Consider the following 25,805-nt stretch of genomic DNA (forward strand, 5'->3'; position numbering starts at 1 on the left):
CACGACCCGCGGCGCAGCGGAATCCCGACGACGAGGCACAAACCGAACCCAACACCACCGGTACGACAACTTCCCAACCACTCACCAACCCGGCGCACGTTAGCGGCCACCGCACTAGCCGCTCAGTCCTCGTCGCCGCGCAGGCCGGCGAGGACCTCCTCCAGCTCGTCCGGCTTGACCAGCACGTCGCGCGCCTTGGAGCCCTCCGAGGGCCCGACCACGCCGCGGGTCTCCATCAGGTCCATCAGCCGTCCCGCCTTGGCGAACCCGACCCGCAGCTTGCGCTGAAGCATCGAGGTGGAGCCGAACTGCGAGGTGACCACCAGCTCCACCGCCTGCACCAGCAGGTCGAGGTCGTCGCCGATGTCCTCCTCGACCTTCTTCTTGGTGTCCTGCGCGGGGGCGAGCACGTCCTTGCGGAACTCCGGCTCGCGCTGGTCCTTGCAGAACTTCACCACGTCGGCGATCTCGCGCTCGGTGACCCAGGCGCCCTGGATCCGTACCGGCTTGGAGGCGCCCATCGGCAGGAAGAGCCCGTCACCGCGGCCGAGCAGCTTCTCCGCGCCCGGCTGGTCGAGGATGACCCGCGAGTCCGCGAGGGACGAGGTCGCGAACGCAAGCCGGGACGGCACGTTGGCCTTGATCAGACCGGTCACCACGTCGACCGAGGGCCGCTGGGTGGCCAACACCAGGTGGATGCCCGCGGCCCGGGCCAGCTGAGTGATCCGGACGACCGAGTCCTCCACGTCGCGCGGCGCCACCATCATCAGGTCGGCCAGCTCGTCCACGATCACCAGCAGGTACGGGTACGGGCGCATCTCCCGCTCGCTGCCCGGCGGGGCCTTGATCTCGCCGTTGCGCACCTTGCGGTTGAAGTCGTCGATGTGCCGGACCCCGTTGGCGGCGAGGTCGTCGTAGCGCATGTCCATCTCGCGGACGACCCAGTCCAGTGAGTCCGCCGCCTTCTTGGCATTGGTCACGATCGGAGTGACCAGGTGCGGGATGCCCTCGTACCCGGTCATCTCGACCCGCTTCGGGTCGATCAGCAGCAGCCGCACCTCGTCCGGGGTCGCGCGGGTGAGGACCGACACCAGCAAGGTATTGAGGCAGCTCGATTTCCCGGCTCCGGTGGCACCGGCAATGAGAATGTGCGGCATCTTGGCGAGGTTGGCCACCACGTAGCCGCCCTCGATGTCCTTGCCGAGCGCCACCACCATCGGGTGGTGGTCGCTGGTCGCCGCCCGCGAGCGCAGCACGTCGCCGAGCGCGACGTTTTCCGGGTCGGTGTTCGGGATCTCCACGCCGACCGCGCTCTTGCCCGGGATCGGGCTGAGGATCCGCACGTCCGGCGACTTCACCGCGTACGCGATGTTGCGGGAGAGCTGGGTGATCCGCTCGACCTTGACCCCGTGCCCCAACTCCACCTCGTACCGGGTGACCGTCGGGCCTCGGGTGAAGCCGGTGACCGCGGCGTCCACATCGAACTGGTCGAACACGCCGGTCAGCGCGGCGATCACCTCGTCGTTGGCCTTGCTGCGGGTCTTCGCGGCGGCACCGGCGCTGAGCATGTTGGCCGGCGGCAGGGTGTAGTCGCCGGCCAGCCCGGTCAGCGCGAGCTGTTCGGCCCGGGTCGGCGCAGGCGAGTGCTCCGGTGGCTCGGCCGGTTTGCGGCTGGCCGGCACCTTCCGCGGCGCCTTGCGCGGCAGGACCATCGTCTCCTGGAGGTCGACACCGTCCAGATCGTCGAAGTCATCCGGGTCCACCGGCGGCGGCATCCGCTTCGCCGGTCGCTTGCGCGCCGGCCGGGCGGCCGTCTCGTCCGCCTCCTCCGCGGTGGCGTCCGGCGGGGCGACCAGCCCACCGGCGAGCAGGCCCAGCCGCTCGGGGATCTTGTTGATCGGCGTCGCGGTCACCACGAGCAGGCCGAAGAGCAGCAGCAGGATCAGCAGCGGCACCGCGACCCAGGCGGTGACCGCCCGCTCCAGCAGCCCGCCGATGCCAGCGCCGACCAGGCCGCCGGCGAAGTCACGTTGCACCGGGTCGATCGGGTCCTGGCCGATCTGGAGCAGCGCGGCGGTGGACACCAGCAGCGAGCCCCAGCCGATCAGCCCTCGGCCCCGGTGCGCGGGATCGGCCGGCTGGCGCATCAGCCGCCAGGCACCGATCATCAGCAGCACCGGCACCACCACGGAGATCGCGCCCAGGAACAGCCGGATCGAGTCGGCCAGCCGCGCGCCCACCGGGCCCGCCCCGGAGAACCAGAGCGCGACGGCGCTGAGCAGGGCGAGCCCGAACAGCAGCAGCCCGCCGCCGTCGCGGCGGTGCTCGGGGTCGAGGTCACGGGCGGAGGCGGCCTGCCGACCAGCGGCCCGCACCGCCCAGCCCATCCCGTGCGCCAGACCCATCCACAGTGCACCGACCGCGCGGCCGACGTAGACGGCGGGGCCCGGACGGGCGGGTGTCGTGCGGCGCCGGACCGGTGCCCGGGTCTTCTTCGCCGGTTGACGGGCACGGCTGTTGGAGCCACCGCGCGGCGACGCGCCGCGCCGTCGGCTCGCCTGAGAGGTACGGCCCGCCATAGAGTCACGGTAACGGTGGGGGCCCGCAGATCCCCGCTTTTCCGGGTCGTGTCCGCGCGTCGCAGCGTGGACACCGCCGCCGGTCGTGATATCCGCCTCAGAAGGGATGCCCGATGGCGTCGCCGGGATTCGAGGACGGTCCGGACGATCCCCTGGCCGGGCACCCGGGTGCGTTGCGCCCGCTGACCGGCGAGCTGGTCGCCGCGGTGCTCGCCGCCCGCGGCCGGCGGGTCGGTCGGTCGGTGAACGGCGACCTGGTGGGCCGCTTCGACGACAACCTGATCTGGTTCCTGCGTCTCGGCGGGGACGGCGAGCTGCTCCAGGTCCGCACCATGGTCACGCCCACCTTCCCGATCGAGCAGGTGCCCGCGCTGTACGCCTTCTGCAACTCGTGGAACCACGACCGGCTCTGGCCGAAGGCGTTCGTGCACGTCGACGATGACGGCCGGGCCCGGGTCTACGGCGAGGTGATCACCGACCTGGAGCGTGGGGTGACCCCACACCAGCTCGACCAGCTACTCGACTGTGGCATCTCGGCCGGCTGCCAGCTCGCCGTGGCGGTCGGCCGGTTGCCGGGCGCGGTGCCGGCGTGACCGGCCGGGAGGAGTCCACGGGCAGCCGGACCGACCGGGCGGTCGACCCCGGCGCGCCGCACGCCACTCCCCGTGACCGGGTCGCCGACCGTCGCGTTCCCGCACTGGTGGCCGCGCTCGCCGACGCCCGGGACCTACCCGACGGTCCGGGCCGACTGGTGGCCCTGGAACGGCTCGCCGAGCGGTCCGACGCGGCCGGGGACGTGCGGTCCGGGGTGGACGCCCGGTTCGCGCTGATCGAGGCGTACCTGCTGCACGGGGAGCGGTGGCGGCTGGTGGAGCCGGTACGGCGCTGCCGGGCCGCCGTCGACCACCGTCCCGAGCTGCTCACCGACACCGACGCCGGGCTGCTGCTGCGCTACCAGCGGTACGCGGTGGAGGCTCTGCTCGGCACCCCCCGGGTCGGGCTGGACCAGACCCGGTCCCTGCTGGACGATCTGGCCCACCGGGTCGGGGCGGACGGGCCCGACGTGCCGACCGTCGCGGAGCTGCGCACCCGGATCGCCGACCATCTCGGCGACGAGCCCACCGCCCGCCACTGGTACGGGCGCTGGGCGGGCACGCGCCCCGGACCGGCCGGCGGTTGCCCGGGCTGCGCTCCCGCCCGGCGTGCGGAGCTGCTGGCCGGTTGGGGTGAGTGGCGAGCCGCGCTCACCGAGTTGCGGGAGTCCCCCGGCGACCTGGAGGCCTGTACCGACCAGCCCGAGCGGGCACTGGTCGCCGGGCTGCTGCCCGCGCTGCGGGCCGGCGAGCCGGAGCGGGCGGCGGTGGCGCACGTGCGGTCGTACCGCCGGCACCGGCGTGAGCGTGCCGCGTTCCCGCACCTCGCGGCGCACCTGCGGTTCTGTGCGCTGGGCGGGCACCTGGAACGCGGGCTGGCCATCCTGGCCGAGCAACTGCCCCGGCTGGACCGGCCCACCGACGACCTCGCCGCGATGGAGTTCGCCGCCGCTGGCGCGCTGGTCTGCGGGCTGGCCGTCGAGGCCGGGCTGGGCGGGCGGCCCGTCCAGCGCCCGGGGTACGGCGGGCGGCCGGCCACCGCGCTGGACGTGTCCATGCTCGGCGCGCTGCTGGTCGGGGTGGCCAGCGAACTGGCCGGCAGCTTCGACGCCCGCAACGGCACCGGCCACCACTCCGGTCGGATGGCCGCCTGGTTGGCCGAGCGCCCTCTCACGGCACCGGTCCCGCTGCCCACCGACGCCACCGACGCCGAGCACGTCGACGACGCCACCGACGACGGACGCTCCGACGAGTCCGACACGGACCCGGGTGGCGACGGTCGGGCCGACGCTGGCCAGCCCGGTGCCGGCCTGGGCGACCAGGAGCTGGTGGCGCTCACTCTCGATCTGATCACCTCGGTGCTGGACCGGCGCGGCGACCAGTACCTGGTGGACGAGGGCGGCACGGTGGTCGGCCGGTGGGGTGACGCGGTGATCCAGTTCCGCCAGGCCGGGGAGCGTGGCGAGGTGCTGCACACCCGGGCGATGGCCGTCCGCCGGCTGCCGGCGACCCGCCGCGCCGAGGCGTACGCCTTCTGCAACGCGTGGAACCACGACCGGCTGCTGCCCAAGGCGTACGCGCACGACCTCGGCGAGGAGCTGATGCTGGCCGGCGACGTCGCCACGGACCTGGCGCACGGGGTGGCCCCGGCACAGTTGCTGGTGCTGGTGGAAGCCGCGATAGCCACCGGCGTCGCGTACGCCGAGGCGGTCGCCGCGCTGCGCTGACCCGCATGCCGGGCCGACCCGCCGGTCGGCACCCGGTCCGGTCCGTGCACGGCGACGCCCGCCGCACCTGGGGTGCGGCGGGCGTCGGAACGCGCGGTGTCAGACCTCGACGACGGTGGGCACGATCATCGGCCGACGACGGTACGCGTCGTTGACCCACCGCCCCACGGTCCGCCGGACGATCTGCTGGAGCTGGTGCGGGTCGGTGATGCCGTCCGCGGCGGCCCGGTTGAGCGCCTCGGTGACCAGCGGGATCACCGGGTTGAACGCCTCCGGGTCCTCGGAGAAGCCCTTCGCGGACAGGGTCGGGCCGGCGACCACCTTGCCGGTGACCGAGTCGACGACCACGGTGGTGGCGATGAAACCGCCGTCGCCGAGTATCCGCCGCTCGGTGAGCAGCGACTCACTCACGTCACCGACCGCGAGGCCGTCGACGTAGACGTACCGGCTCTTCACGTGCCCCACCAGGGTGGCCCGGCCCTCGACGAGGTCGACCACGTCGCCGTCCTCGCAGATCACGACCCGGTCGGCGGCCACCCCGGACTCGATGCCCAGCCGGGCGTGGGCGCGCAGGTGACGCCACTCGCCGTGCACCGGCATCAGGTTGCTGGGCCGGACCACGTTGAGCAGGTAGAGCAGCTCCCCGGCCGGGGCGTGCCCGGAGACGTGCACCTTCGCCACGTCCTTGTGCACGACCACCGCGCCGGCCCGGGCCAGCCGGTTGATCACCCGGTAGACCGAGGTCTCGTTGCCCGGCACCAGCGAGCTGGCCAGCACGACGGTGTCGCCGGGGGCGATGGTGATGTGCCGATGGTCCCCGCTGGCCATCCGGCCCAGCGCGCTCATCGGCTCACCCTGCGAGCCGGTGGACATCAGCACGATCTGATCGGGCGGCAGCGTGGTCGCCTCCTCGATCCCGACGACCAGGCCGGCCGGGATGTTGAGCAGGCCGAGGTCCCGGGCGATGCCCATGTTGCGGACCATGGACCGCCCGATCAGCGCGACCTTGCGGTTGTGCTCCGCAGCGGAGTCGAAGACCTGCTGCACCCGGTGCACGTGCGAGGCGAACGAGGCCACGATGATCCGGCCCTTGGCCTTCGCGAAGATCGAGTCGAGCACCGGCCCGATCTCCCGCTCCGGGGTGACGAAGCCGGGGATCTCCGCGTTGGTGGAGTCGGACAGCAGCAGGTCGACGCCCTCGGCGCCGAGCCGGGCGAAGCCGGCCAGGTCGGTGATCCGGCCGTCCAGCGGGAGCTGGTCCATCTTGAAGTCGCCGGTGTGCAGCACCAGGCCGGCCGGGGTGCGGATGGCCACGGCGAGGGCGTCCGGGATCGAGTGGTTGACCGCGAAGAACTCGCACTCGAACGGGCCGAGCCGCTCCCGGCCGCCCTCCCGCACGGTCAGCGTGTACGGCTGGATCCGCCGCTCGGCCAGCTTCGCCTCGACCAGGGCGAGGGTGAACTGTGAGCCGACCAGCGGGATGTCCGGCTTGTGGGCGAGCAGGTAGGGCACCGCGCCGATGTGGTCCTCGTGGCCGTGGGTCAGCACGATCGCCTGGACGTCAGCCAGCCGGTCCAGGATCGGACCGAAGTCGGGCAGGATCAGATCCACGCCCGGCTGCTCGACGTCGGGGAAGAGCACCCCGCAGTCGACGATCAGCAACTTGCCGTCGTACTCGAAGACGGTCATGTTGCGACCGATGGCGCCAAGCCCGCCGAGCGGGATGATCCGCAGGCCACCTTCCGGCAGCGGCGGGGGCAGTTCCGCCTCGATGTGCGCCTCGGTCACGCGTCCACCTCATTCTGCGACGCCGTCAGTCGGCGCCCATCGTGTCGTTCGATCATTCGGGCAGCTCCAGGCCCGCCGCCGCGAAGTCCGCGCGCAGCTGGGCTATCTCGTCGTCGGTGGCATCCACCAGCGGGGGTCGCACCGGGCCGGCCGGCAGGCCCAACGCCGCCAGGCCCGCCTTTACCAGGATGGTGCCCTGGGTGCGGAAGATGCCGGTGAACAGCGGCAGCAGCCGCCGGTGCAGCGCCAGCGCGGCCGGCATGTCCCCCGCGTCGTACGCCTCGATCATCTGTGCGGTCAGCGCCCCGGTGAAGTGCGTCGAGGTGCCGACCACGCCCACGCTGCCGACGGCCAGCGCCGGCAGGGTGAGTGCGTCCTCGCCGCTGTAGAAGGCGAGGGCGGTCCGGCTGGTCACCCAGCTGGTGGCGGTCAGGTCGCCCTTGGCGTCCTTGACCGCGACGATCCGGCCGTGCTCGGCGAGCCGGACCAGCGTCTCGGTGTCGATCGGCACACCGGAGCGGTGTGGGATGTCGTACAGCATCACCGGCAGGCCGGTGGCGTCGGCCACCGCGGTGAAGTGCCGCAGCAGACCGCTCTGCGGCGGCTTGTTGTAGTACGGGGTGACCACCAGCAGGCCGTGCGCGCCCGCCTTCTCGGCGGCGGAGGCCAGCTCGATGGTGTGCCGGGTGTCGTTGGTGCCGACCCCGGCGACCACCTTGGCGCGGTCACCGACGGCCTCCACCACGGCCCGGATCAGGCGTTCCTTTTCCGCATCGGTGGTGGTCGGCGACTCGCCGGTGGTGCCGTTGACCACCAGCGCGTCGTTGCCCTGTTCGTCGACCAGGTGGCTCGCCAGCCGGACGACGCCGTCGAGGTCGAGCGAGCCGTCGGGAGTGAACGGGCTCACCATGGCTGTGAGCAGCCGCCCGAAGGGGCGGGACACCGGCCGGGCGGCCGCGTCAGGGTGGTCGTGCGTCATACCCTCCAACCTAGCGGACGACCAGTCGGCACCCGCCGGGGAAGGGCTCAGGACGCCTCGTGCGGGCTGGCCGCCACCTCGGTGCCGTCCGGCAGCGTGGAGATCACGAAGTCGGCGAAGACATTCGGGGCGACCGCCAGCAACTGGCGCAGGCACTCCACGGCCAGCTCACGGATCTCCACGTCGGCGTGCTCGGTGGCCCGCATCGAGATGAAGTGCCGCCAGGCCCGGTAGTTGCCGGTGACCACGATGCGGGTCTCGGTGGCGTTGGGCAGCACCGCGCGGGCCGCCTGCCGGGCCTGCTTGCGACGCAGCGTCGGGTTCGGCTCGTCGGAGAAGCGCTGCTCCAGCCCCTCCAGCAGTTCGTTGTACGCCCGCACGCTCGCCTCGGCGGCCTCGACGAAGCGCTTGTGCAGCTCCGGGTCGTCGGCGATCACCGCCGGCTCGACCATGGCCGCGTCCCGCTCCGGGACGTACCGCTGGGAGAGCTGGGAGTACGAGAAGTGCCGGTGCCGGATCAGCTCATGGGTGAAGGAGCGGGACACCCCGGTGAAGTAGAAGGTGACCGAGCCGTGCTCCAGCACCGAGAGGTGCCCGACCTCGAGGATGTGCGCGAGGTAGCCGGCGTTGGTGGCGGTCGCCGGGTTCGGCTTCTTCCACGATTGGTAGCAGGCCCGGCCGGCGAACTCGGCGAGCGCCTGGCCACCCTCCGCGTCGGTCGACCACGGCACGTCGTCCGGGGCCGCGAACTGGGTCCACGCGATCAACTTGACCTGGGGCTGCACCATCTCCGGCATGCCTGGGACTGTAATGGTCGCCGGCCCCGCACCCAACTCGGGCTCGCGGTGGCGAAACCGCCCAGCCGCCGCCAAATCACCGATACGTCCCGGCCCATCGGGCCCGCAGGTGTCCAAGATCTCGACGATCGGGACCCGCTGCCCGCCGCCTCCCGGCCGGGTCCCGCACTGCGTGTCGAGCTGCCCCAAATATGGGACGCAGCACGACCCTGAACCGGCAGATCACCGCGACACGACGGCAACCTCGACGCTCACCCAAGCGGCCCGACAGTCCCCCGCGGCCTGTCGAGCTGCCCCAAACATGGGACGCGGCTCAGCCCTGAACCGGCAGATCACCGCGACACGACGGCGACCTCGACGCTCATCCAAGCGGCCCGACGCTCCCCCGCCGCGTGTCGAGCTGCCCCAAATATGGGACACGGCACGACCCTGGACCGGCAGATACCCGCGACACGAGTGGGACGCGGCACGGCGCTCGACCAGCAGATCACCGCGACACGACGGCGACCTCGACGCTCACCCAAGCGGCCCAACGGTCCCCGCCGCCTGTCGAGCTGCCCCAAATATGGGACGCAGCACGGCGCTCGACCCGCGGATCACCGTGACACGAGGTCGGTCTCGCTCACCCCCAGCGACCCGATCGCCTGGCGGCGGCTCAGCCAGAGCGCACGGCGGCGGGTCACCCACGGCGCGGCGCGACCGCCCCATATCTGGGGCAGCTCGACAGGCACGACAAGGGGCCTGGCGAGCCCAGGCGGAGACACCGCCAGCGGCGCCGGGTCAGACGTAGAACGCGGTGAACGGCGCCCAGGGCAGGTTGCGCAGCACCGAGAAGGCGAGCCACGCGGCCAGGAAGCCACCGATGACCTTGGAGCTGATCCGCAATTCGGGCAGCCGCCAGCCGAACGCCTGGTTGCCCGCCCAGGCCACGAAGAGGTACGCCAGGAACGGCAGCGCGAAGATGAACAGGAAGTGGTGCCGGGCAGCGGCCGGCAGGTCGCCGTGCAACACGTACCAGAGCGCGCGGGTGCCTCCGCAGCCCGGACAGTCCAGCCCTGTCGTCAGCTTGAGCAGGCAGGTCGGCGCGGCGTCCGGGTCGGCGTGGGTCGGGTCGCTGACCAGCGCGTAAGCCATGCCGACTGCGACGCAGCCGACCGCGGCCAGCGGCACCGCCCAGCGCGGCGAGCGCTCGTAGAGCCGCAGCACGAACCGGGTGAGCCGGTCCGGCTCGGTGACCGGGTAGCTGCCCTGCGGGCTCGCCGGCCAGCCATCCTGCGGGCTTGTCGGGTAGCCGCCCTGTGGGCTCGCCGGCCAGCCGCCCTGTGGGCTCGTCGGGTAGCCGGCGGGGCCGGTGTCGGCAGCGCCGGCTGGGAACCCGCCCGGCGGCTCGGCCGCGACCGCCACGGTCGGCGACGCCGGCTGGCCGTCCGGCCAGGCCGGGACCGTCCCGGGCGCGGGCTGCGGTTGGTCGACCGGTCCGGGAGCGCTCGTCACGCGCTCACGGTACACCGGACACGCCGGCCAACGCGGCGGTGAGCGGACCGGCCAGGTCGCCGGCCGCAGGCGGCGCCACCGCGTCCAACCCGAGCCAGCCGGCGAGCCGGTACAGCTCGGCGGCGAGCGCCACTGCGGTCTCCCCCGGGTCGGCCCCGGGCTCGATCCACGCGGCCGGCACCAGCAGCACCCTGGCCTTGCGATCGGCCTTCAGGTCGACCCGCGCGGTGAACCGATCACCCTGGAGGAAGGGCAGCACGTAGTAGCCGTACACCCGCTGCGGCGCCGGGACGTAGATCTCGATCCGGTAGCTGAAGTCGAAGAGCCGTTCGGTGCGGCTGCGCTCCCAGATCAGCGGGTCGAACGGGCTGACCAGTGTGTTGCCCCGGACCCAGCGCGGCAGCCGGGCGCTCGTGTGCAGCCAGGTCGGCTGCCGCCAGCCCGGCACGGTGACCGGCACCAGCTCACCGGCTTCGGCCAGCTCCGCGACGGCCTGCCGGGCACCGGCCAGTGGCAGCCGGTAGTAGTCGCGCAGCTCCGGCTCGGCGGCCACCCCGAGCGACCGCGCGGCGAGGGCGACCAGGGTCCGGTACGCCTCGGCGTCGGTCGGGGTGGACGCGGCCAGCACGGCCGGCGGCAGCACCCGCTCGGGCAGGTCGTAGCGGCGGGCGAAGGAGGTGCTGCGCTCTGCGGCGGTCACCTCACCGGCCCAGAACAGGAACTCCAGCGCCCGTTTCACCGCCGACCAGTTCCACCCCCAGTTGCCGGTCTCCCGTGGTGCGTCGTGTTCGATCTCAGCGGCGGTCAGCGGACCACGGGCGGCCACCTCGTCGCGCACCCAGGTCACCAGCTCCGGCTGCTCCTGAGCGATCCGCCGCATGCCACCCCAGGACTCGCTGTGCGCCCGAGCCATCCGCCAGCGCAGTGTCGGATGCAGACCGACCGGGACCAGCGACGCCTCGTGGCCCCAGTATTCGAACAGCTCGCGGGGGCGGCGGTAGGCGGCCTGGTCGAGCAGGGTGGTCGGATAGGGCCCGAGTCGGCTGTACAGCGGCAGGTAGTGCGCGCGTTGCAGCACGTTGACCGAGTCCATCTGGATCAGCCCGACCCGGTCGAGCACCCGGCGCAGATGCCGACGGGTGGGCAACCCGGCCGGGGCCGGGTCGGCGAAGCCCTGGGCGGCGAGCGCCACCCGCCGGGCCTGGGCAAGCGAGAGTGATTCCGGTGCGGCCATCGTCGGGGACCCTAATTCATTGGTACGACGCCGGTGCGGGAAGCTGGACGGGACGGCTACCGGGGCATAGAACGGTGCAATGCTGACCATCCGCCGGGAGGAACCGGACGACGCCGAGGCGGTCGCCCGGGTACACGTGCACGGCTGGCAGGCGGGCTACGCCGGGTTCATGCCGGACGAGGTGCTCGGGCGGCTCAACGTGCTGGCCTGGGCGCAGCGCCGACGCGACATCGGTACCGCCGACCCGGAGCATCCGTTCACCACCCTGCTCGGCGAGGTGGACGGGCTGGTGGTCGGCTTCACCACCTTCGGGCCGTACCGCCGCAACCAGGACCGGGACGACCTGGACCCGGCGGTCGGCGAGGTGCTGGCGCTCTACGTGGAGCCGGCCTGCTGGGGCGACGGGACCGCTGCCGCGCTGCTGGCCGCCGCCCGAGCCGGGCTCACCGAGCGGGGCTGGACCGGCTACCGGCTGTGGGTACTGGCGGAGAACCTGCGGGCCCGCCGGTTCTGTGAGCGGGCCGGACTGTCAGCGGACGGTGAGCGGTCGACCTACCACGTGCCGCTCGCCGGTGGGAGCCCGCCGGTCGGACTGGTCGAGCTGCGGTACGCCGGACGACTCGACGGCTGACCCGCCCGGGGTCAGCCACCGGCGCACCGGCAGGAAGGCCAGCAGCGCCAGGCTGATCCAGACGTAGGCGTTGCTGCCCACGAAGCCGTCGACGCCGGTGAAGTCCTTCTCCCAGAACCAGACGGTCCGGCTGATCAGCAGCACGTACCCGACGGTCGCGGCTACCAGCAGGATCCGGCGGCGGCCACCGGCCGGAGCGGCCATCGCGTTGTCGACCAGCAGGATCAGCGCGGGCAGCAGCCAGACCAGGTGGTGCACCCAGGTGACCGGGCTGACCAGGCACATCACCGCGCCGGTCAGCGCCAGGCCGGTCGCCTCGTCGCCGGCCGCGACGGCGGCCCGGGACCGCCAGGCCCAGAGCGCCAGGGTGCCGAGCACCAACAGCAGCCAGAGCAGGGTGCTCGGGTGCTCCGGGTTGAGCCGGGCGACCACCCCGCGCAGCGACTGGTTGGAGACGAACGCCAACTCGCCCACCCGACCGGTGTTCCACAGCGCTTCGGTCCAGAACTCGCGGGAGGCGTCCGGGAAGAGCGCGCCAGCCAGCAGCGAAACCCCGGCGGCGGCGCCGCTGGCGGTGAGCGCCGCCCGCCAGCGCCCGGTGACCAGCAGGTAGACGATGAAGATGCCCGGGGTCAGCTTGATCGCGGTGGCCAGCCCGATGCCCACCCCGGCCCACCGGTTGCCGGCCGGCAGCAGTCGCAGCAGATCCACCGCCACCAGAAAGAGCAGCAACATGTTGACCTGGCCGAAGTTGACCGTCTCCCGCATCGGCTCGAACGCGGCGGCCAGGCAGAGCGCCACGGCGAGGGCGAACCACCCGGTCCAGCCGGCCCGCCGGGCGATCGGGTCGACCAGCCACCAGATCAGCACCGTGGTGGTGACCACGCTGGCGAGCACGCTCACCACGATCGCGGCCGACCACGGCAGGTACGCCATCGGCAGCATGACCAGCGCCGCGAACGGCGGGTAGGTGAAGCCGTACTGGGTGCCGGGCTTGAGGTAGTCGTAGATCTCCCCACCGTCGTGCACCCACCACGTCAACGCGCCGTAGTAGACCTTCAGGTCGAAGAAGCCGTGTCGCACGGCCGCGACGGTGAGGAACGCGGTGACCGCCGCGGCGAGCACCACCACGCCGACGACCTGCGCGGCCGTCCTGTTGGCACCCTGCGCCACCGTCGCCTCCCTGGCCCTGCGTAGGCTTCCGTCCCATGGCTCTCGGGTACGTCCGCCCGGCGCGTCCTGAGGACGCCGGCGAGATCGCACGCATCCAGCTCGCGACCTGGCGGGTCGCGTACCGCCGGATCCTGCCTCGGCACGTGCTCGACAACCTGGACGAGGCGTTCCTCGCCCGGCGGTGGAGCGCCGCGGTGCTGGAGCCGCCCTCTGGCGCACACCGGGTGCTGGTCGCCGTCGAACAGGCCGAGCAATCGTATCTGGTGGGGTTCGCCGCCTCCGGCCCGGCCGACGCCGAGGCGCTGGCTCCGGGCGAGCCGGCCGACGCGCTCGGCCCGGACGTGGCTGCGGTGACCGACCTGCTGGTCGAGCCGCGCTGGGGTCGGCGTGGGCACGGCAGCCGGCTGCTCGCCGCCACCGTCGACCTGTGGCGGGAAGACGGCCTGAGCCGGGCGGTGGCCTGGGCGTTCGAAGGTGACGAGGCGACCCGGAAGTTCCTCACCAGCACCGGTTGGGAGCCCGACGGCTCGGCCCGGGCGTTGGACGTCGACGACATGCTGGTGCCCCAGGTGCGCCTGCACGTGGGCGTTCCGCCCGAGAAGGTGCCAGCGGACGACTGACGTGACCGATGTGGCGGCCCGCGCCGGGGCCGCCACACCTATCGGGTCAGCCCTTGTCGGAGCCGTCGTTGGCGTCCCGGACGAAGTACCGCTGGAACACCACGAAGATGATCGCCACCGGGATGGTGGCCAGCAGCGCGGCGCCCAGCTTGAGCGGATACTGGGTGCCACTGCCGAGCGACCCGCTGACCAGGTCGGCCAGGCCACGCGGCAGGGTGAACAGGTCCGGGTCCTGCACCGCCACCAGGCTGTGCGGAAACTCGTTCCAGGAGCCCTGGAACGACAGGATGGTCAGGGTGATCAGCGCCGGTTTCGCCATCGGCAGCACCACCGACCAGAAGGTCCGGAAGATACTCGCCCCGTCGATCCGGGCGGCCTCCTCCACGCTCAGCGGGATCGACTCGAAGAACTGCTTCATGATGAACACGCCGGCCGCGTCGGCCAGCAGCGGCACCACGAGACCGGCGTAGCTGTTGTAGAGGCCGAGCTGGTTGAGCACCAGGAACTTCGGGATCAGCAGTACCACTCCCGGCACCGCCATCACCGCGATGACCGCGGCGAACAGCCCGCCGCGACCCCGGAACCGCAGCCGGGCCAGCGCGTACCCGGCGAGCGAGTCGAAGAACACCCGACCGATGGTGACCAGCACCGTCACCAGTAGCGAGTTGCCCAGCCAGAGCGGGAAACTGGTGCCCGCGAAGATTCGTTCGAAGCCGGCCAGCGAGAGCGGGTCCGGGAACGGCGAGAGCGGGTTGGCCGCCGCGTCCGACTCGGTCTTGAGCGCGTTGCCGATCTGGATGACGAACGGGTAGAGGAACACCAGCCCGAAGAAGACCAGCGTGGCGTACCCCAGGAAGCGGGTGGCCAGCGTGCGGGCCGCGCGCTGGTCGCGCCGCGCGGGCGCCGCCGGCGGGCGGTCGGTCAGCACGGCCATCTCAGGACCTCTCCGGTACGCGCCGACGCCACCAGCCGCGGCGCGGCCGGTCGGTGTCCCGTTCGGCCAGCGCCCGGCGCTGGATCAGCGTGAGCACGATGATGATCAGGAACAGCACGAACGAGATCGCCGCGCCGGAGCCGTAGTCGAAGTCCCGGAACGCGGTCCGGTACGACAGGTAGGCCGGGGTGAGCGTGGTCTTGGCCGGGCCACCCTGACTCATCACGTACACCTGGTCGAAGACCTGCCAGGAGCCGATCAGGCCGAGGGTGAGCACCAGGAAGGTGGTCGGCCTGATCAGCGGCAGGGTGACGTGCCGGAACCGCTGCCACCGGGACGCGCCGTCTAGGGTGCTCGCCTCGTCGAGGGCGACCGGCACGTTCTGCAACCCGGCCAGGAACATCAGCATGAAGGTGCCGGAGGTGGTCCAGACCACCAGAGTGATGATCGATATCATCGCCACGCTGGGTCCGGCCAGCCAGTCCCACCAGCTCAGCCCGAACGGGCCGCCGTCGGTCAGCGCCGCCGGGGGCGAGTCGACACCGACCGCGCCGAACAGCAGGTGCAGCACGCCCCGGGAGTCCGCGAACCACTCCGGGCCGTCGATCCCGAGGAAGCCGAGCAGCGCGTTGACCGCCCCGGAGTTGGCGAAGAGGAACAGGAACACCACGCTGATCGCGACCGAGCTGGTGACCGAGGGGAAGTAGAAGGCGCTGCGGAAGAAGCTCTTGCCCTTGAGCATCCGGTTGTTGACGACCAGCGCCAGCCCGAGGGCGAGGGCGGTCTGCGCCGGCACCACGATCGCCACGTAGTAGATGTTGTTGCGGATGCTGGTCATGAAGTCGCGGCGGGCCAGCCCGTCCTCGGTGAACAACTGGGTGTAGTTGTGCCCGCCGACGAACGGCACCTCACCCGTGAACGGGCTGCCCTGACCGTTCCAGTCGGTCAGGCTGACCCAGAACGCCATCAGGATCGGCAGCAGCAGGAACAACCCCAGGATGACGATCACCGGTGCGACGAAGAGCCAGCCGGCGACGTTCTCGTTGCTGCGGATGCCGCCCCGGCCTCGGCGAGGGCTCCTCCCCGGCGCGGTCGCCACAGCGGCCAGTGTCTCGGTTGCCATCTTCCTTCCCTCCCTCCCTGTCTCGGGCCGAAGGTGAAGCGGGGGCCCCGGGTGCTACCGGGACCCCCGCCGTCACCTCAGCTGCCGCCGAGTGCCGCCTTGGCGTTCTTGTCGAAGTTCTGCAGCACCGTCTTCGGGTCGCCGTTGGTCAGGCCCTGCAGACCGGTGTCGAGCTCACTGAGGACGCTGTCCATCTTCGGGGCGTTCACCGGACCCTGGGCGTACGCGGCACCGTCGATGAACGGCTTGTCCGCCGGGAAGGCGGCGGTGTACTGGTCGCGCACCGACTGCCGGGACGGCATCACGCCGAACGCCTTGGCGAAGGCCATCTGCTGCTCGCCGCTGGTCATCGCCTCGACGAACTTGATCGCCTGGTCCTTGAACTTGCTCTTCGCCGCGATGCCCCAGCACTGGGTGAAGGAGAGCGTGCCCTGGCCCTTCGCACCGGCCGGCAGCGGGACGACCTTGTACTTGACGTTCGGGAAGTCGTTCTGCAGGGCGCCCTTGATCCAGTTGCCCTCGATGGTCATCACGGCCTTGCCCTTGCCGAACGCCTCACCGGACCAGCCGGCGTCGAGCTGCTTCGGGAACTTGGCCAGGCCACCGGTGAGCATGGTCTTGACGTACTGGAGTGCGGCGAGGTTCTCCGGAGTGTCGGCGGTGGGCTGCTTGCCGTCCTTGCTCAGCAGCCAGCCACCGTTCTGCACCATGAAGGCGCCGATCCGGTCCCGGGTATCGCCGAGGGCCAGCGGGACCTGCCCCTTGGCCTTGATCTTCTGGGCGGTCGTGGTGAGCTGGTCCCAGGTGGTCGGCACGTCGGCGTCGGTCAGCCCGGCCTTGGCCCACAGGTCGGTGTTGATCTGCAGGGCCAGGGTGGAGAAGTCCTTCGGCGCGCAGTAGAGCTTGCCGTCGTAGGAGAACGTGGTGCGCAGGCTCTCGTAGAAGTCGCCCGAGTTGCTGACCTTGTCGCCGTACGGCTCCAGCGCGCCGACGCTGGCGTAGTCGGCGAACCGGGCCGCGTCGACGTAGAAGACGTCCGGCGGGGTGCCACCGGCAAGGGCCTGGCCGAGCTGCTGGGTGAGGTCCTGCGCCGGGGTGACCGTGGCGGTGTTACCGGAGCTGCCGGCCCACTTCGCCGCAGCGTCCTGGACGGCCTTGGTCTCGGCCTCGCCCGAGGAGCCGATCAGGATCTGCAGGCTGGCCGGCCCGCTGCTGGACTGGGCGGCGTCGCCGGACGAGTCGTCGAAGCCGCTGCCGCAGGCCGCGGAGCCGAGGAGTGCGACGGCGGCAAGGCCGGCCACCGCCGCCCGGGTGAGGGTTCGAGGTGCCATGGTTTCTCCTGGTGGGGGGAAGGGACTAGGCGGTGTGCCGGAGCGCCAGCGCGGGCTGGAGCAGCACGTGGGTGGGCGTCTCGTGGTTGCCGTCGAGGACCCCGGTGAGCAGGTCCACGCAGCGGGCGGCGGCCTCGCCGAGCGGCTGGCTGACGCTGGCCAGCCCCACCGCCGCAGCCACCGGCGTGTCGTCGAAGCCGATCACCGACACGGGCGGGTCGGTGCCGCGGATCGCCTGGAGGGCGCCGAGGGCTAGCGAGTCGCTGGCGCAGACCACGGCGGTCGGCGCCACGGCGACGAGCAGGTCGCGCATCAGCCGCTCGCCCTCAGCGATGCCGTCCTCGGTCTCCCGGTGCAGCCCGGTCGGGTCGACGCCGGCCGCGCGCAGCGCGTCGCGCCAGCCGGCCCGGCGGTCGTCGCCGACGCCGGAGCCGAGCGGCCAGCCGATGAAGGCGATCCGCCGGTGCCCGCCGGCCAGCAGGTGCCGGGTGGCCTGGGCGGTGCCGGCGGCGCCGTCCACGTCCACCCAGGGGTGGGCGTCGAGTGCGTCCCACGGCCGGCCGAAGGTCACAAACGGCACGTCCCGGCCGGCCAGCCAGGCGGTACGCGGGTCGCCGTACTTCGTGCCGACGAGCACGAACGCGTCCAGCTCGTACGTCCCGAGCAGGTCGTTGTAGGTGGCGATCTCCCGCTCGTCGTCGGTGGCGGTGTAGAGCAGCACCCGATAGCCGGCGGCATCGGCGGTCTCGGTGAGGCCGTGCAGGAAGCGGTCGAGCACCGAGCCGTTGATTCCATCGCGAGTGGGCTCGATCCGGGCGGCGATGAGACGGGACCGGCCGGTGCGCATCTGTCGGGCGGCCTGGTTGGCCCGGTAGCCGAGCGCGCTGATCGCGTCCTCGACCCGCAGCCGGGTCTCCTCCCGCACGATGTGCGGGGCGTTGAGCACGTTGGACACCGTCTGCCGGCTCACTCGGGCGTGCTGGGCCACCGTGGCGATGGTCACCTTTTCAGCCACTAAATCCCTCTCGCCATCTTGAACGATCCAATCTGGATAAGGCAGGATTAGATCGTTCAAGTTTCTGGAATGTTTCGCACTTTGCACCGCCGGGGGCTGCGTTGTCAAGACGTCCGCCCCGCACCCTCAGGATCTGGAGCCACACCGTGATCGAACGCCAGCTGCAACCCCTCCTGCACGAGTTGGTCGGGGTGGTCCTCGCCCCGACCAGCGCGCTGGGGGACGCGACCGGGCAGATCCGCCCGACCGGCGTCCAGGGCGTCTTCCACGCCGACGCCCGCGTGCTCTCCCGGGCGGAGCTACGCGTCGACGACCGGGAGCTGGAAGGGCTGACCCGCGGCGACGACGGCCCGCACGGCGTCCGCTTCGTGAGCCTTGCGCGCTGGCTCGGCGACCCCGTGCCCGACCCCACCGTCCGGATCGACCGGCTCCGCCGGGCCACCCGCAACGGCCTCACCGAGGAGCTGCGGATCGTCTCCACCGCCACGGTCGGAGTACGCGCCACCGTCAGCGTCGACCTCGGCTGCGACCTGGCGCCCATCGAGGTGGTCAAGTCCGGTGGCGCCGCGACGCCACTGGAGGCCAAGACCGGCCAGCCCGGCGTCCTCACCTGGTCGGCGGAGGGGATCACCGTCACCGTCACCGGCGCGGGTGCCGACGTGCTCGCCACCGATGAGCGGATCACCGCACCCCGGCTGGCCTGGCCTGTCGAGCTGCCCCCCGGCGGCGAGACGGTGCTGCGCTGGCACCTGACCGTCGAGGACCCGCGCGCCGTGGTCGTCGGCCCGGCTGGCGAGCCGGACTGGTCCCGACCCGAGGTGACCGCGGACGACCGGCGGCTGGTCCGGCTGCTCGACCGCAGCCTGGACGACCTGCGCGGGCTGCGACTGGCCGAGACCGGCGCCCCACGGGACGTCTTCCTCGGTGCCGGGGTGCCCTGGTTCCTCACCCTGTTCGGCCGGGACAGCCTCTGGGCCGCCCGGATGATGCTGCCGCTCGGCACCGACCTGGCCGCCGGCACCCTCAGGGTGCTCGCCCGCCGACAGGGCACCCGGATCGACCCGGCCACCGGCGAGGCCCCGGGCAAGATCCTGCACGAGTTGCGCCGGCACGAGTTCGCACTGCCCGACGACGGGCTGCGCCTGCCACCGGCCTACTACGGCACCGTCGACGCCACCATGCTCTGGGTCAACCTGCTGCACGACGCCTGGCGCTGGGGTCTGCCGGCCGAGCAGATCGAGCCGCTGCTGCCGTACCTGGAGGCGGCACTGCGCTGGCTCGGCGAGCACGCCGACCCCGACGGCGACGGGCTGGTCGAGTACGTCGACACCACCGGCCACGGACTGTCCAACCAGGGCTGGAAGGACTCCGGCGACGCCGTCCGGTTCCACGACGGCTCCCTGGCCACCGCACCCATCGTGCTGGCCGAGGTGCAGGGGTACGCGCACGAGGCGGCGGTGAACGGCGCCGCGCTGCTGGACGCCTTCGGTCGCCCGGGCGGGGACCGCTGGCGCGCGCACGCCGCCGCGCTGGCCCGCAGGTTCCGGGACAGCTTCTGGGTCGACGGCCGGTACGGCCCGCAGCCCGCGCTGGCCCTCGACCGGGACAAGCGCCCGGTCGACTCGCTGACCAGCAACATCGGCCACCTGCTCGGCACCGGCCTGCTCAGCGGCGACGAGGAGGACCAGGTCGCGCGCCTGCTCACCACCGACGCGCTCGCCGGCGGCTTCGGGCTGCGGACCATGTCCACCGACGACGCCGGCTTCAGCCCGCTGTCGTACCACTGCGGCTCCATCTGGACGCACGACACCGCGATCGTGCTCGCCGGGCTGGCCCGGGCCGGGCACCGCGACGCCGCGCTCAGCCTGGCCGAAGGTCTGCTCACCGCGGCCGAGGCGTTCGACTACCGGCTGCCCGAGCTGTACGGCGGAGACGACCGGTCGCTGGTGAACCGCCCGGTGCCGTACCCGGCGGCGTGCCGGCCGCAGGCCTGGGCCGCGGCCAGCGCGGTGCTGCTGCTCCAGGCCGCCACCGGGCTCTACCCCGACGTGCCGGCCGGCACGGTCCGGCTGGCACCGCTGGCCGGAGCCGAACTCGGCGCGCTCACGGTCAACGGCCTGCGACTGGGCGGCGCACCGGTGAACATCACCGTCGACCGAACCGGCCACCCCACCCTCACCGGCCTACCCACCACCCTGACCCCAACCGTCCCCACCCAACGCCGCCCCACCACCCCCCTCCCCCACTGACCCCCCCCCACCCTCCGCCCCACCCCCCTGCCCGGTCGATCATGGACTTGTGGTGGGCATTAGCTCCGCATACGCGCCTTCTGCGAGGCACCACAACACCATGATCGACCGGGCAGGGGGGTGGGGCGGGGGTGGGTCAGCGGGTTCGTTCGGCGATCAGTTCCTCGTCGTCCATGGCGCCGGTGGGGTGGAAGTCCAGGGCTGTGTAGAGGCGGGCGGCCTGGGTGTTGTCGGGGTGGTACGAGAGGCGGACCGGGGGGTTGCCGTCCCTGCTGGCCAGCCAGGTCGCCAGGGTCTGCACGGTGGCCCGTCCCACGCCCCGGTTCTGCTCGGCGGCGTCGATCACCATCCCGCCGATCCAGTGCGAGCCGTCGTCGTCCACGCCCCACATGACGTGGCCGACGACGGTCTCGTCGGCGTACACCGCGAGCGAGGTCCACACCTCGGAGCGGGTGCTGAGCAGCAGGTAGCGGGCGGCCAGTGCGGCCACGAACCGGCGCTGGTCGTCGCGCGGGGCGACGTCGGCCACCGCCCGCCAGTTGTCGTCGTCCACCGGGCGCAGGGTGACCCGGCGTCCGGCCCGGTCCAGGTGTCCACTATTGATCATGAAGGCACCCTAGGATCGGCCCGCCCCACCCGCGACCAGGTTTCCGACCGGCCACCGGCGCACCCGTCGAACGGCGGTCAGTCGAGCAGTGCGTCCAGGGCGACGGTGAGGCCGGGACGGTTGGGCACCGCGCGGACGGCCAGCAGCACGCCCGGCATGAACGACGCCCGGTCGTACGAGTCGTGCCGGATGGTCAGAGTCTCGCCGGTGGTGCCGAAGAGCACCTCCTGGTGGGCGACCAGCCCGGTGGCGCGCACGGCGTGTACGCGTACCCCGTCGATCTCGGCGCCCCGCGCGCCCGGCACCTCGTCCTTGGTGGCGTCCGGCACCGGCCCGAGGCCGGCCTCGGCGCGGGCCCGGGCGATCTGTCGGGCGGTGTGCGTGGCCGTGCCGCTCGGGGCGTCCAGCTTGCGCGGGTGGTGCTGCTCGATGATCTCAACGGACTCGAAGTGCCGGGCGGCCCGCGCGGCGAACTGCATCATCAGCACCGCGCCGATGCCGAAGTTCGGTGCGATCACGACGCCCACGCCGGGCTTGCGGGCCAGCCAACCGCGCACCCGCTCCAGCCGCTGCTCGGTGAAGCCCGTGGTGCCGACCACGGCGTTGATGCCCTGATCGATGCACCAGTGCAGGTTGTCCATGACGACGTCCGGCGTGGTGAAGTCGACGACCACCTCGGCGCCGGCGTCGGAGGCGGCGAAGAGGCCGTCACCCTGGTCGATCATCGCCACGAGCTCAAGGTCGTCGGCGGCGTCCACCGCCTTGCACACCTCGATGCCCATCCGGCCCCGGGCACCCAGCACACCGACCCGCAGCGGCTCGGCCGGGTTTCTCTCCTGCTCGTCAGTCACGGGGCACAACCTATCCCAATCGGGACGCGCACCCCCGGCCGGATCGGGTCCCCACCAGGTGCCGGGACGCCCCCACCCAGCGGCGGGACCACCCGCCCGACGGACGGCGGCAGCCCTCAGTTGGTGAAGTCGCTGGCGCCGAACGGGCCGACCACGGCCAACGACATCGGCCGGCTGAGCAGCTCCGCGGCGAGGGAGTTCACGTCCGCCACGGTGACCTCGTCGACACGGCGGAGCAGCTCGTCCACCGGCATCAGGTCGCCGTAGAGCAGCTCTCCCTTGGCCAGCCGGCTCATCCGGGAACCGGTGTCCTCCAGGCCGAGCACGAACGAGCCCTTGCTCATCCCCTTGCCCCGGGCAACCTCGGCCTCGGTCAACCCGTCGGCGGCCACCCGGGCCAGCTCGGCGCGGGTCAGGGCCAGCACCTCGTCCACCTTGCCCGGCGCGCAGCCGGCGTAGACGGCGAACAGGCCGCTGTCGGCGTACTGGCTGGCGTAGGAGTAGACCGAGTACGCCAGGCCGCGCTGCTCCCGGATCTCCTGGAACAGCCGGCTGGACATGCCGCCGCCGAGCACGTTGTTGAGCACCCCGAGGGCGAAGCGCCGCTCGTCGAGGCGGTCGATGCCGGGGCAGCCGAGGATGACGTGCGCCTGCTCGGTCTCCTTCGGCTCCACCAGGGTGGTGGCCGGTCGGGTTCGTACCGCCGGGGTGGCCTCGCGGTGCGGCGCCGGGGTTGCCGGGTCGCTGTCCAGCGGGGTGCCGCGCACCGCCTGGCGGACCAGCTTGACCACGGCGGCGTGGTCGAGGTTGCCGGCCGCGGCGATGACGATCTCCGGCGCGGTGTAGCGGCGCCGGTAGAAGCTCTGGATCTGCCGCCGGGTCATCGGCGTGACGGTCTCCTCGGTGCCGGAGATCAGTCGGCCCAGCGGGTGGTCGCCGTAGACGGCGCGGGCGAAGAGGTCGTGCACCTCGTCACCGGGCTCGTCGTCGTGCATGGCGATCTCTTCGAGGATCACGCCGCGCTCGGTCTCCACGTCGGCCGGCTCCAGCAGCGAGTCGGCGACCAGGTCGCACATCACGTCGATCGCCAGCGGCAGGTCCTCGTCCAGCACGCGGGCGTAGTAGCAGGTGTATTCCTTCGTGGTGAAGGCGTTCGTCTCACCACCCACCGCCTCGATCTGCGACGAGATCTCCAGCGCGGTGCGCTTGTGGGTGCCCTTGAAGAGCAGGTGCTCCAGGAAGTGCGCGGCGCCGGCCTGCGGGCCGGTCTCGTCCCGCGAGCCGACCGACACCCAGATGCCGAAGGAGACGCTGCGCATCGCCGGGATCGCCTCGGTGAGCACGCGCAGGCCGCTGGGCAGCACGGTACGTCGTACCGTGCCGCCCAGCGGGTCGTCGCTGAGCGTCCGGGTCACCGCCCGGGCGGTGCCGCCGGAGCGGCCCGCCCCGGTGTCCCGAGACGCAGCCACCCCCCGTCGATCCGGTGGAAACGGCGCACTGAAGGCCCGACTCACGTACTGCTCCCGGTTCGACGAGGGGTGGGTGATGCGATGTACGACGATCAGCTGTGCCGGGTCCGGCGGCGCGGACGCTCGCCGCCCTCGCCACCCTCGCCGCCGCCGTTGCCGCCCTCGCCGCCGCCAGTGCCGCGCTCCGGGCCACGCCCGCCCCGGTCGCCGCCACGCTCGCGGTCACCGCGGTCACGCGGGCCACGGTCGCCCCGGTCCCGGCCAGCCGGACGGTCGCCACCGGCGGCCTCACCGGCGGCCGGCGCCTCGGCGCCCTCCGGGCGGACCTTGTCCAGGTAGATCTTGCCGCGGGCGTCGATGTCCGCGATCTCGACCTCGACCCGGTCGCCGACGTTGAGGAAGTCCTCAACGCGCTCGACCCGCTTGCCGTCGCCCACCTTGGAGATGTGCAGCAGGCCGTCGCGACCCGGCAGCAGCGAGATGAACGCACCGAACGCGGCGGTCTTGACCACCGTGCCGAGGAACCGCTCGCCCTGCTTCGGCAGCGTCGGGTTGGCGATCCCGTTGATCCGGTCGACGGCCGCCTGGGCCGACGGGCCGTTGGTGGCGCCGACGTAGATCGTGCCGTCGTCCTCGATGGAGATCTCGGCGCCGGTCTCGTCCTGGATCGCGTTGATGGTCTGCCCCTTCGGGCCGATCACCATGCCGATCTTGTCGACCGGGATCTTGACGGTGGTGACCCGCGGCGCGTAGTCCGACATCTCGGCCGGAGCCTCGATCGCCGCCTTCATCACGCCGAGGATGACCTGCCGGGCCTCGTTCGCCTGCTGCAACGCGGCGGCCAGCACGTCCGACGGGATGCCGTTGAGCTTGGTGTCGAGCTGGAGCGCGGTGACGAAGTCCGGCGTACCGGCGACCTTGAAGTCCATGTCACCGAACGCGTCCTCGGCACCGAGGATGTCGGTCAGCGTCACGTACTGGGTCTTGCCGTCCACCTCGTCGGAGATGAGGCCCATGGCGATGCCGGCGACCGGCGCCTTCAGCGGCACACCCGCGGAGAGCAGGCCCAGCGTCGAGGCGCAGACCGAACCCATCGAGGTGGAGCCGTTGGAGCCGAGCGCCTCGGAGACCTGCCGGATGGCGTACGGGAACTCCTCGCGCGACGGCAGCACCGGGATCAGCGCCCGCTCGGCGAGTGCGCCGTGGCCGATCTCGCGCCGCTTCGGCGAGCCGACCCGGCCGGTCTCACCGGTCGAGTACGGCGGGAAGTTGTAGTTGTGCATGTAGCGCTTGCGGTTCTCGGGGGACAGCGTGTCCACCATCTGCTCCATGCGGAGCATGTTCAGCGTGGTGACGCCCAGGATCTGGGTCTCGCCCCGCTCGAACAGCGCCGAACCGTGTACCCGGGGCAGCACGCCGACCTCGGCGGTCAGCGACCGGATGTCACGCGGGCCGCGGCCGTCCATCCGGACCTGCTCGCGCAGCACCCGGTTGCGCACCTCGGACTTGGTCAGCGACCGGAAGGCGGCGCTGAGCTCCTTCTCCCGACCCTCGAACCGACCGCCCAGCTCCTCGGCGACCCGGGCCTTGACCCGGTCCAGGGCCTCCTCGCGGTCCGCCTTGCCGGCGATGGTGATCGCCTCGGCCACGTCGCCGCGGGCCAGGTCGGCCACCGCGTCGTACACGTCGTCCTGGTAGTCCAGGAACACCGGGAACTCGGTGACCGGCTTGGCGGCGACCTCGGCCAGCTCGCTCTGCGCGCGGCACAGCTCGCGGATGGCGGGCTTGGCGGCCTCCAGGCCGCTGGCCACGATCTCCTCGGTCGGCGCGACGGCGCCGCCCGCGATCAGGGCGACCGCGTTCGGCGTGGCCTCGGCCTCGACCATCATGATCGCGACGTCGCCGTCCTCGAGCGTGCGGCCAGCCACGACCATGTCGAAGGTGGCCCGGGCCAGCTCCTCCAGGGTCGGGAAGGCAACCCACTGGCCGTCGATGTGGGCGACCCGGGTCGCACCGATCGGGCCGGAGAACGGCAGACCCGACAGCTTGGTCGACATCGAGGCGGCGTTGATGGCCACGACGTCGTACGGGTGCTGCGGGTCGAGCGCGAGGATGGTCTCGACGACCTGGACCTCGTTGCGCAGGCCCTTGACGAAGGACGGGCGCAGCGGCCGGTCGATCAGCCGGCAGGTGAGGATCGCGTCCTCGCTGGGCCGGCCCTCACGACGGAAGAACGAGCCGGGGATCCGGCCCGCGGCGTACATCCGCTCCTCGACGTCGACGGTCAGCGGGAAGAAGTCGAACTGCTCCTTCGGGTGCTTACCGGCGGTGGTGGCGGAGAGAACGACCGTCTCACCCAGCTGGGCGATGACGGAACCGGCGGCCTGGCGGGCGAGCCGGCCGGTGGAGAAGGTGATCTCACGGGTGCCGAAGGACCCGTTGTCGATCACAGCGGTACGGGATTCGGTGCCGAGTGTGGTCTCGGTCATGTGCTGTCGTGCTCCTTCGCGTCGTGGGCCCACGACATTGGGGAGCTGCTCAGCCGGCCGGTCTTCGATCGAAGCGCCCGGGTGGCCGGCATGATGCCGGGGTTCCCGGGGGCCACTACCGG

General features: G+C 72.2%; 20 protein-coding genes. 5 read left to right on the plus strand and 15 right to left on the minus strand.

The window, feature by feature from the left end; translation table 11 throughout:
• Positions 1 to 122: 122 nt before the first annotated feature.
• Positions 123 to 2,579: a DNA translocase FtsK gene (locus ABZV00_RS27100; protein WP_355610924.1), complete on the minus strand. Its 2,457-nt coding sequence runs from the start codon at positions 2,577 to 2,579 to the stop codon at positions 123 to 125.
• Between the two features lie 113 nt (positions 2,580 to 2,692).
• Here ABZV00_RS27100 and ABZV00_RS27105 point away from each other — a divergent pair, with 113 nt between their 5' ends.
• Together ABZV00_RS27105 and ABZV00_RS27110 are read left to right on the plus strand one after the other, a co-directional pair.
• Positions 2,693 to 3,172 carry a YbjN domain-containing protein gene (locus tag ABZV00_RS27105; protein WP_355610927.1) on the plus strand — a complete coding sequence of 160 codons (480 nt, stop codon included), beginning with the start codon at positions 2,693 to 2,695 and terminating at the stop codon, positions 3,170 to 3,172.
• Positions 3,173 to 3,279: 107 nt separating this feature from the next.
• Positions 3,280 to 4,899, plus strand: a complete 1,620-nt coding sequence (locus ABZV00_RS27110; RefSeq protein WP_355611051.1) for a YbjN domain-containing protein — start codon at positions 3,280 to 3,282, stop codon at positions 4,897 to 4,899.
• 99 nt (positions 4,900 to 4,998) lie between these two features.
• Here the strand turns inward: ABZV00_RS27110 and ABZV00_RS27115 are convergent, their stop codons facing one another.
• The 5 genes from ABZV00_RS27115 to ABZV00_RS27135 form a co-directional block, all read right to left on the minus strand.
• Entirely contained in the window at positions 4,999 to 6,687 is a 1,689-nt protein-coding gene (locus ABZV00_RS27115; protein WP_355610930.1) for a ribonuclease J, read from the minus strand.
• 52 nt (positions 6,688 to 6,739) lie between these two features.
• The gene (gene dapA / locus ABZV00_RS27120) at positions 6,740 to 7,666 is read right to left on the minus strand and encodes a 4-hydroxy-tetrahydrodipicolinate synthase (RefSeq protein WP_355610933.1); all 927 of its coding nucleotides are present in this window, start codon (positions 7,664 to 7,666) and stop codon (positions 6,740 to 6,742) included.
• A gap of 47 nt (positions 7,667 to 7,713) precedes the next feature.
• Positions 7,714 to 8,454: an FAD-dependent thymidylate synthase gene (gene thyX / locus ABZV00_RS27125; protein WP_355611054.1), complete on the minus strand. Its 741-nt coding sequence runs from the start codon at positions 8,452 to 8,454 to the stop codon at positions 7,714 to 7,716.
• A gap of 789 nt (positions 8,455 to 9,243) precedes the next feature.
• Entirely contained in the window at positions 9,244 to 9,867 is a 624-nt protein-coding gene (locus ABZV00_RS27130; protein WP_355611057.1) for a DUF2752 domain-containing protein, read from the minus strand.
• A 94-nt stretch (positions 9,868 to 9,961) separates the two neighbouring features.
• Complete coding sequence (locus ABZV00_RS27135; protein ID WP_355610936.1) at positions 9,962 to 11,191, minus strand: crosslink repair DNA glycosylase YcaQ family protein; 1,230 nt, start codon at positions 11,189 to 11,191, stop codon at positions 9,962 to 9,964.
• Between the two features lie 79 nt (positions 11,192 to 11,270).
• Between ABZV00_RS27135 and ABZV00_RS27140 the strand changes: the two genes are divergently transcribed.
• Complete coding sequence (locus tag ABZV00_RS27140) at positions 11,271 to 11,822, plus strand: GNAT family N-acetyltransferase (protein WP_355610939.1); 552 nt, start codon at positions 11,271 to 11,273, stop codon at positions 11,820 to 11,822.
• Here the strand turns inward: ABZV00_RS27140 and ABZV00_RS27145 are convergent.
• The gene (locus ABZV00_RS27145) at positions 11,721 to 12,995 is read right to left on the minus strand and encodes a glycosyltransferase 87 family protein (RefSeq protein ID WP_355610942.1); all 1,275 of its coding nucleotides are present in this window, start codon (positions 12,993 to 12,995) and stop codon (positions 11,721 to 11,723) included. The genes ABZV00_RS27140 and ABZV00_RS27145 overlap by 102 nt on opposite strands.
• Before the next feature lie 35 nt (positions 12,996 to 13,030).
• On the opposite strand from ABZV00_RS27145, the gene ABZV00_RS27150 reads away from it, so the two are divergent.
• On the plus strand, positions 13,031 to 13,615 hold the full coding sequence (locus ABZV00_RS27150; RefSeq protein WP_355610945.1) for a GNAT family N-acetyltransferase: 585 nt from the start codon (positions 13,031 to 13,033) through the stop codon (positions 13,613 to 13,615).
• Between the two features lie 46 nt (positions 13,616 to 13,661).
• Here the strand turns inward: ABZV00_RS27150 and ABZV00_RS27155 are convergent, their stop codons facing one another.
• The 4 genes from ABZV00_RS27155 to ABZV00_RS27170 form a co-directional block, all read right to left on the minus strand.
• Entirely contained in the window at positions 13,662 to 14,549 is an 888-nt protein-coding gene (locus tag ABZV00_RS27155) for a carbohydrate ABC transporter permease (protein WP_355610948.1), read from the minus strand.
• A gap of 1 nt (position 14,550) precedes the next feature.
• Positions 14,551 to 15,672 carry a sugar ABC transporter permease gene (locus ABZV00_RS27160; protein WP_355610951.1) on the minus strand — a complete coding sequence of 374 codons (1,122 nt, stop codon included), beginning with the start codon at positions 15,670 to 15,672 and terminating at the stop codon, positions 14,551 to 14,553.
• A 77-nt stretch (positions 15,673 to 15,749) separates the two neighbouring features.
• Positions 15,750 to 17,003 (minus strand): extracellular solute-binding protein, encoded by a 1,254-nt coding sequence (locus ABZV00_RS27165; protein ID WP_328424671.1) that lies wholly within the window; start codon positions 17,001 to 17,003, stop codon positions 15,750 to 15,752.
• Between the two features lie 25 nt (positions 17,004 to 17,028).
• Complete coding sequence (locus tag ABZV00_RS27170) at positions 17,029 to 18,018, minus strand: LacI family DNA-binding transcriptional regulator (protein WP_355610954.1); 990 nt, start codon at positions 18,016 to 18,018, stop codon at positions 17,029 to 17,031.
• Positions 18,019 to 18,164: 146 nt separating this feature from the next.
• Here ABZV00_RS27170 and ABZV00_RS27175 point away from each other — a divergent pair, with 146 nt between their 5' ends.
• Positions 18,165 to 20,267: a glycogen debranching N-terminal domain-containing protein gene (locus tag ABZV00_RS27175; RefSeq protein ID WP_355610957.1), complete on the plus strand. Its 2,103-nt coding sequence runs from the start codon at positions 18,165 to 18,167 to the stop codon at positions 20,265 to 20,267.
• Positions 20,268 to 20,403: 136 nt separating this feature from the next.
• On the opposite strand, the gene ABZV00_RS27180 is transcribed toward ABZV00_RS27175, so the two are convergent.
• The 4 genes from ABZV00_RS27180 to ABZV00_RS27195 all read right to left on the minus strand — a co-directional run bounded on the left by ABZV00_RS27180 (position 20,404) and on the right by ABZV00_RS27195 (position 25,683).
• On the minus strand, positions 20,404 to 20,874 hold the full coding sequence (locus ABZV00_RS27180) for a GNAT family N-acetyltransferase (protein ID WP_355610960.1): 471 nt from the start codon (positions 20,872 to 20,874) through the stop codon (positions 20,404 to 20,406).
• 77 nt (positions 20,875 to 20,951) lie between these two features.
• On the minus strand, positions 20,952 to 21,725 hold the full coding sequence (gene dapB, locus ABZV00_RS27185; protein ID WP_328424667.1) for a 4-hydroxy-tetrahydrodipicolinate reductase: 774 nt from the start codon (positions 21,723 to 21,725) through the stop codon (positions 20,952 to 20,954).
• Positions 21,726 to 21,841: 116 nt separating this feature from the next.
• Positions 21,842 to 23,239: a pitrilysin family protein gene (locus ABZV00_RS27190; protein WP_355610963.1), complete on the minus strand. Its 1,398-nt coding sequence runs from the start codon at positions 23,237 to 23,239 to the stop codon at positions 21,842 to 21,844.
• 47 nt (positions 23,240 to 23,286) lie between these two features.
• Positions 23,287 to 25,683: a polyribonucleotide nucleotidyltransferase gene (locus ABZV00_RS27195; protein WP_355610966.1), complete on the minus strand. Its 2,397-nt coding sequence runs from the start codon at positions 25,681 to 25,683 to the stop codon at positions 23,287 to 23,289.
• Between the last annotated feature and the right edge of the window lie 122 nt (positions 25,684 to 25,805).

Source organism: Micromonospora sp. NPDC005173 (assembly GCF_040608515.1).
Classification (GTDB): domain Bacteria; phylum Actinomycetota; class Actinomycetes; order Mycobacteriales; family Micromonosporaceae; genus Micromonospora.

Excerpts from the sequence above, each read along its gene's own strand:
- ABZV00_RS27105 (WP_355610927.1), top strand. The coding sequence starts at position 2,693 with ATGGCGTCGCCGGGATTCGAGGACGGTCCGGACGATCCCCTGGCCGGG.
- dapA (WP_355610933.1), bottom strand. The coding sequence starts at position 7,666 with ATGACGCACGACCACCCTGACGCGGCCGCCCGGCCGGTGTCCCGCCCC.
- ABZV00_RS27165 (WP_328424671.1), bottom strand. The coding sequence starts at position 17,003 with ATGGCACCTCGAACCCTCACCCGGGCGGCGGTGGCCGGCCTTGCCGCC.
- thyX (WP_355611054.1), bottom strand. The coding sequence starts at position 8,454 with ATGGTGCAGCCCCAGGTCAAGTTGATCGCGTGGACCCAGTTCGCGGCC.
- ABZV00_RS27150 (WP_355610945.1), top strand. The coding sequence starts at position 13,031 with ATGGCTCTCGGGTACGTCCGCCCGGCGCGTCCTGAGGACGCCGGCGAG.
- ABZV00_RS27155 (WP_355610948.1), bottom strand. The coding sequence starts at position 14,549 with ATGGCCGTGCTGACCGACCGCCCGCCGGCGGCGCCCGCGCGGCGCGAC.
- ABZV00_RS27135 (WP_355610936.1), bottom strand. The coding sequence starts at position 11,191 with ATGGCCGCACCGGAATCACTCTCGCTTGCCCAGGCCCGGCGGGTGGCG.
- ABZV00_RS27100 (WP_355610924.1), bottom strand. The coding sequence starts at position 2,579 with ATGGCGGGCCGTACCTCTCAGGCGAGCCGACGGCGCGGCGCGTCGCCG.
- ABZV00_RS27180 (WP_355610960.1), bottom strand. The coding sequence starts at position 20,874 with ATGATCAATAGTGGACACCTGGACCGGGCCGGACGCCGGGTCACCCTG.
- ABZV00_RS27160 (WP_355610951.1), bottom strand. The coding sequence starts at position 15,672 with ATGGCAACCGAGACACTGGCCGCTGTGGCGACCGCGCCGGGGAGGAGC.
- ABZV00_RS27140 (WP_355610939.1), top strand. The coding sequence starts at position 11,271 with ATGCTGACCATCCGCCGGGAGGAACCGGACGACGCCGAGGCGGTCGCC.
- ABZV00_RS27195 (WP_355610966.1), bottom strand. The coding sequence starts at position 25,683 with ATGACCGAGACCACACTCGGCACCGAATCCCGTACCGCTGTGATCGAC.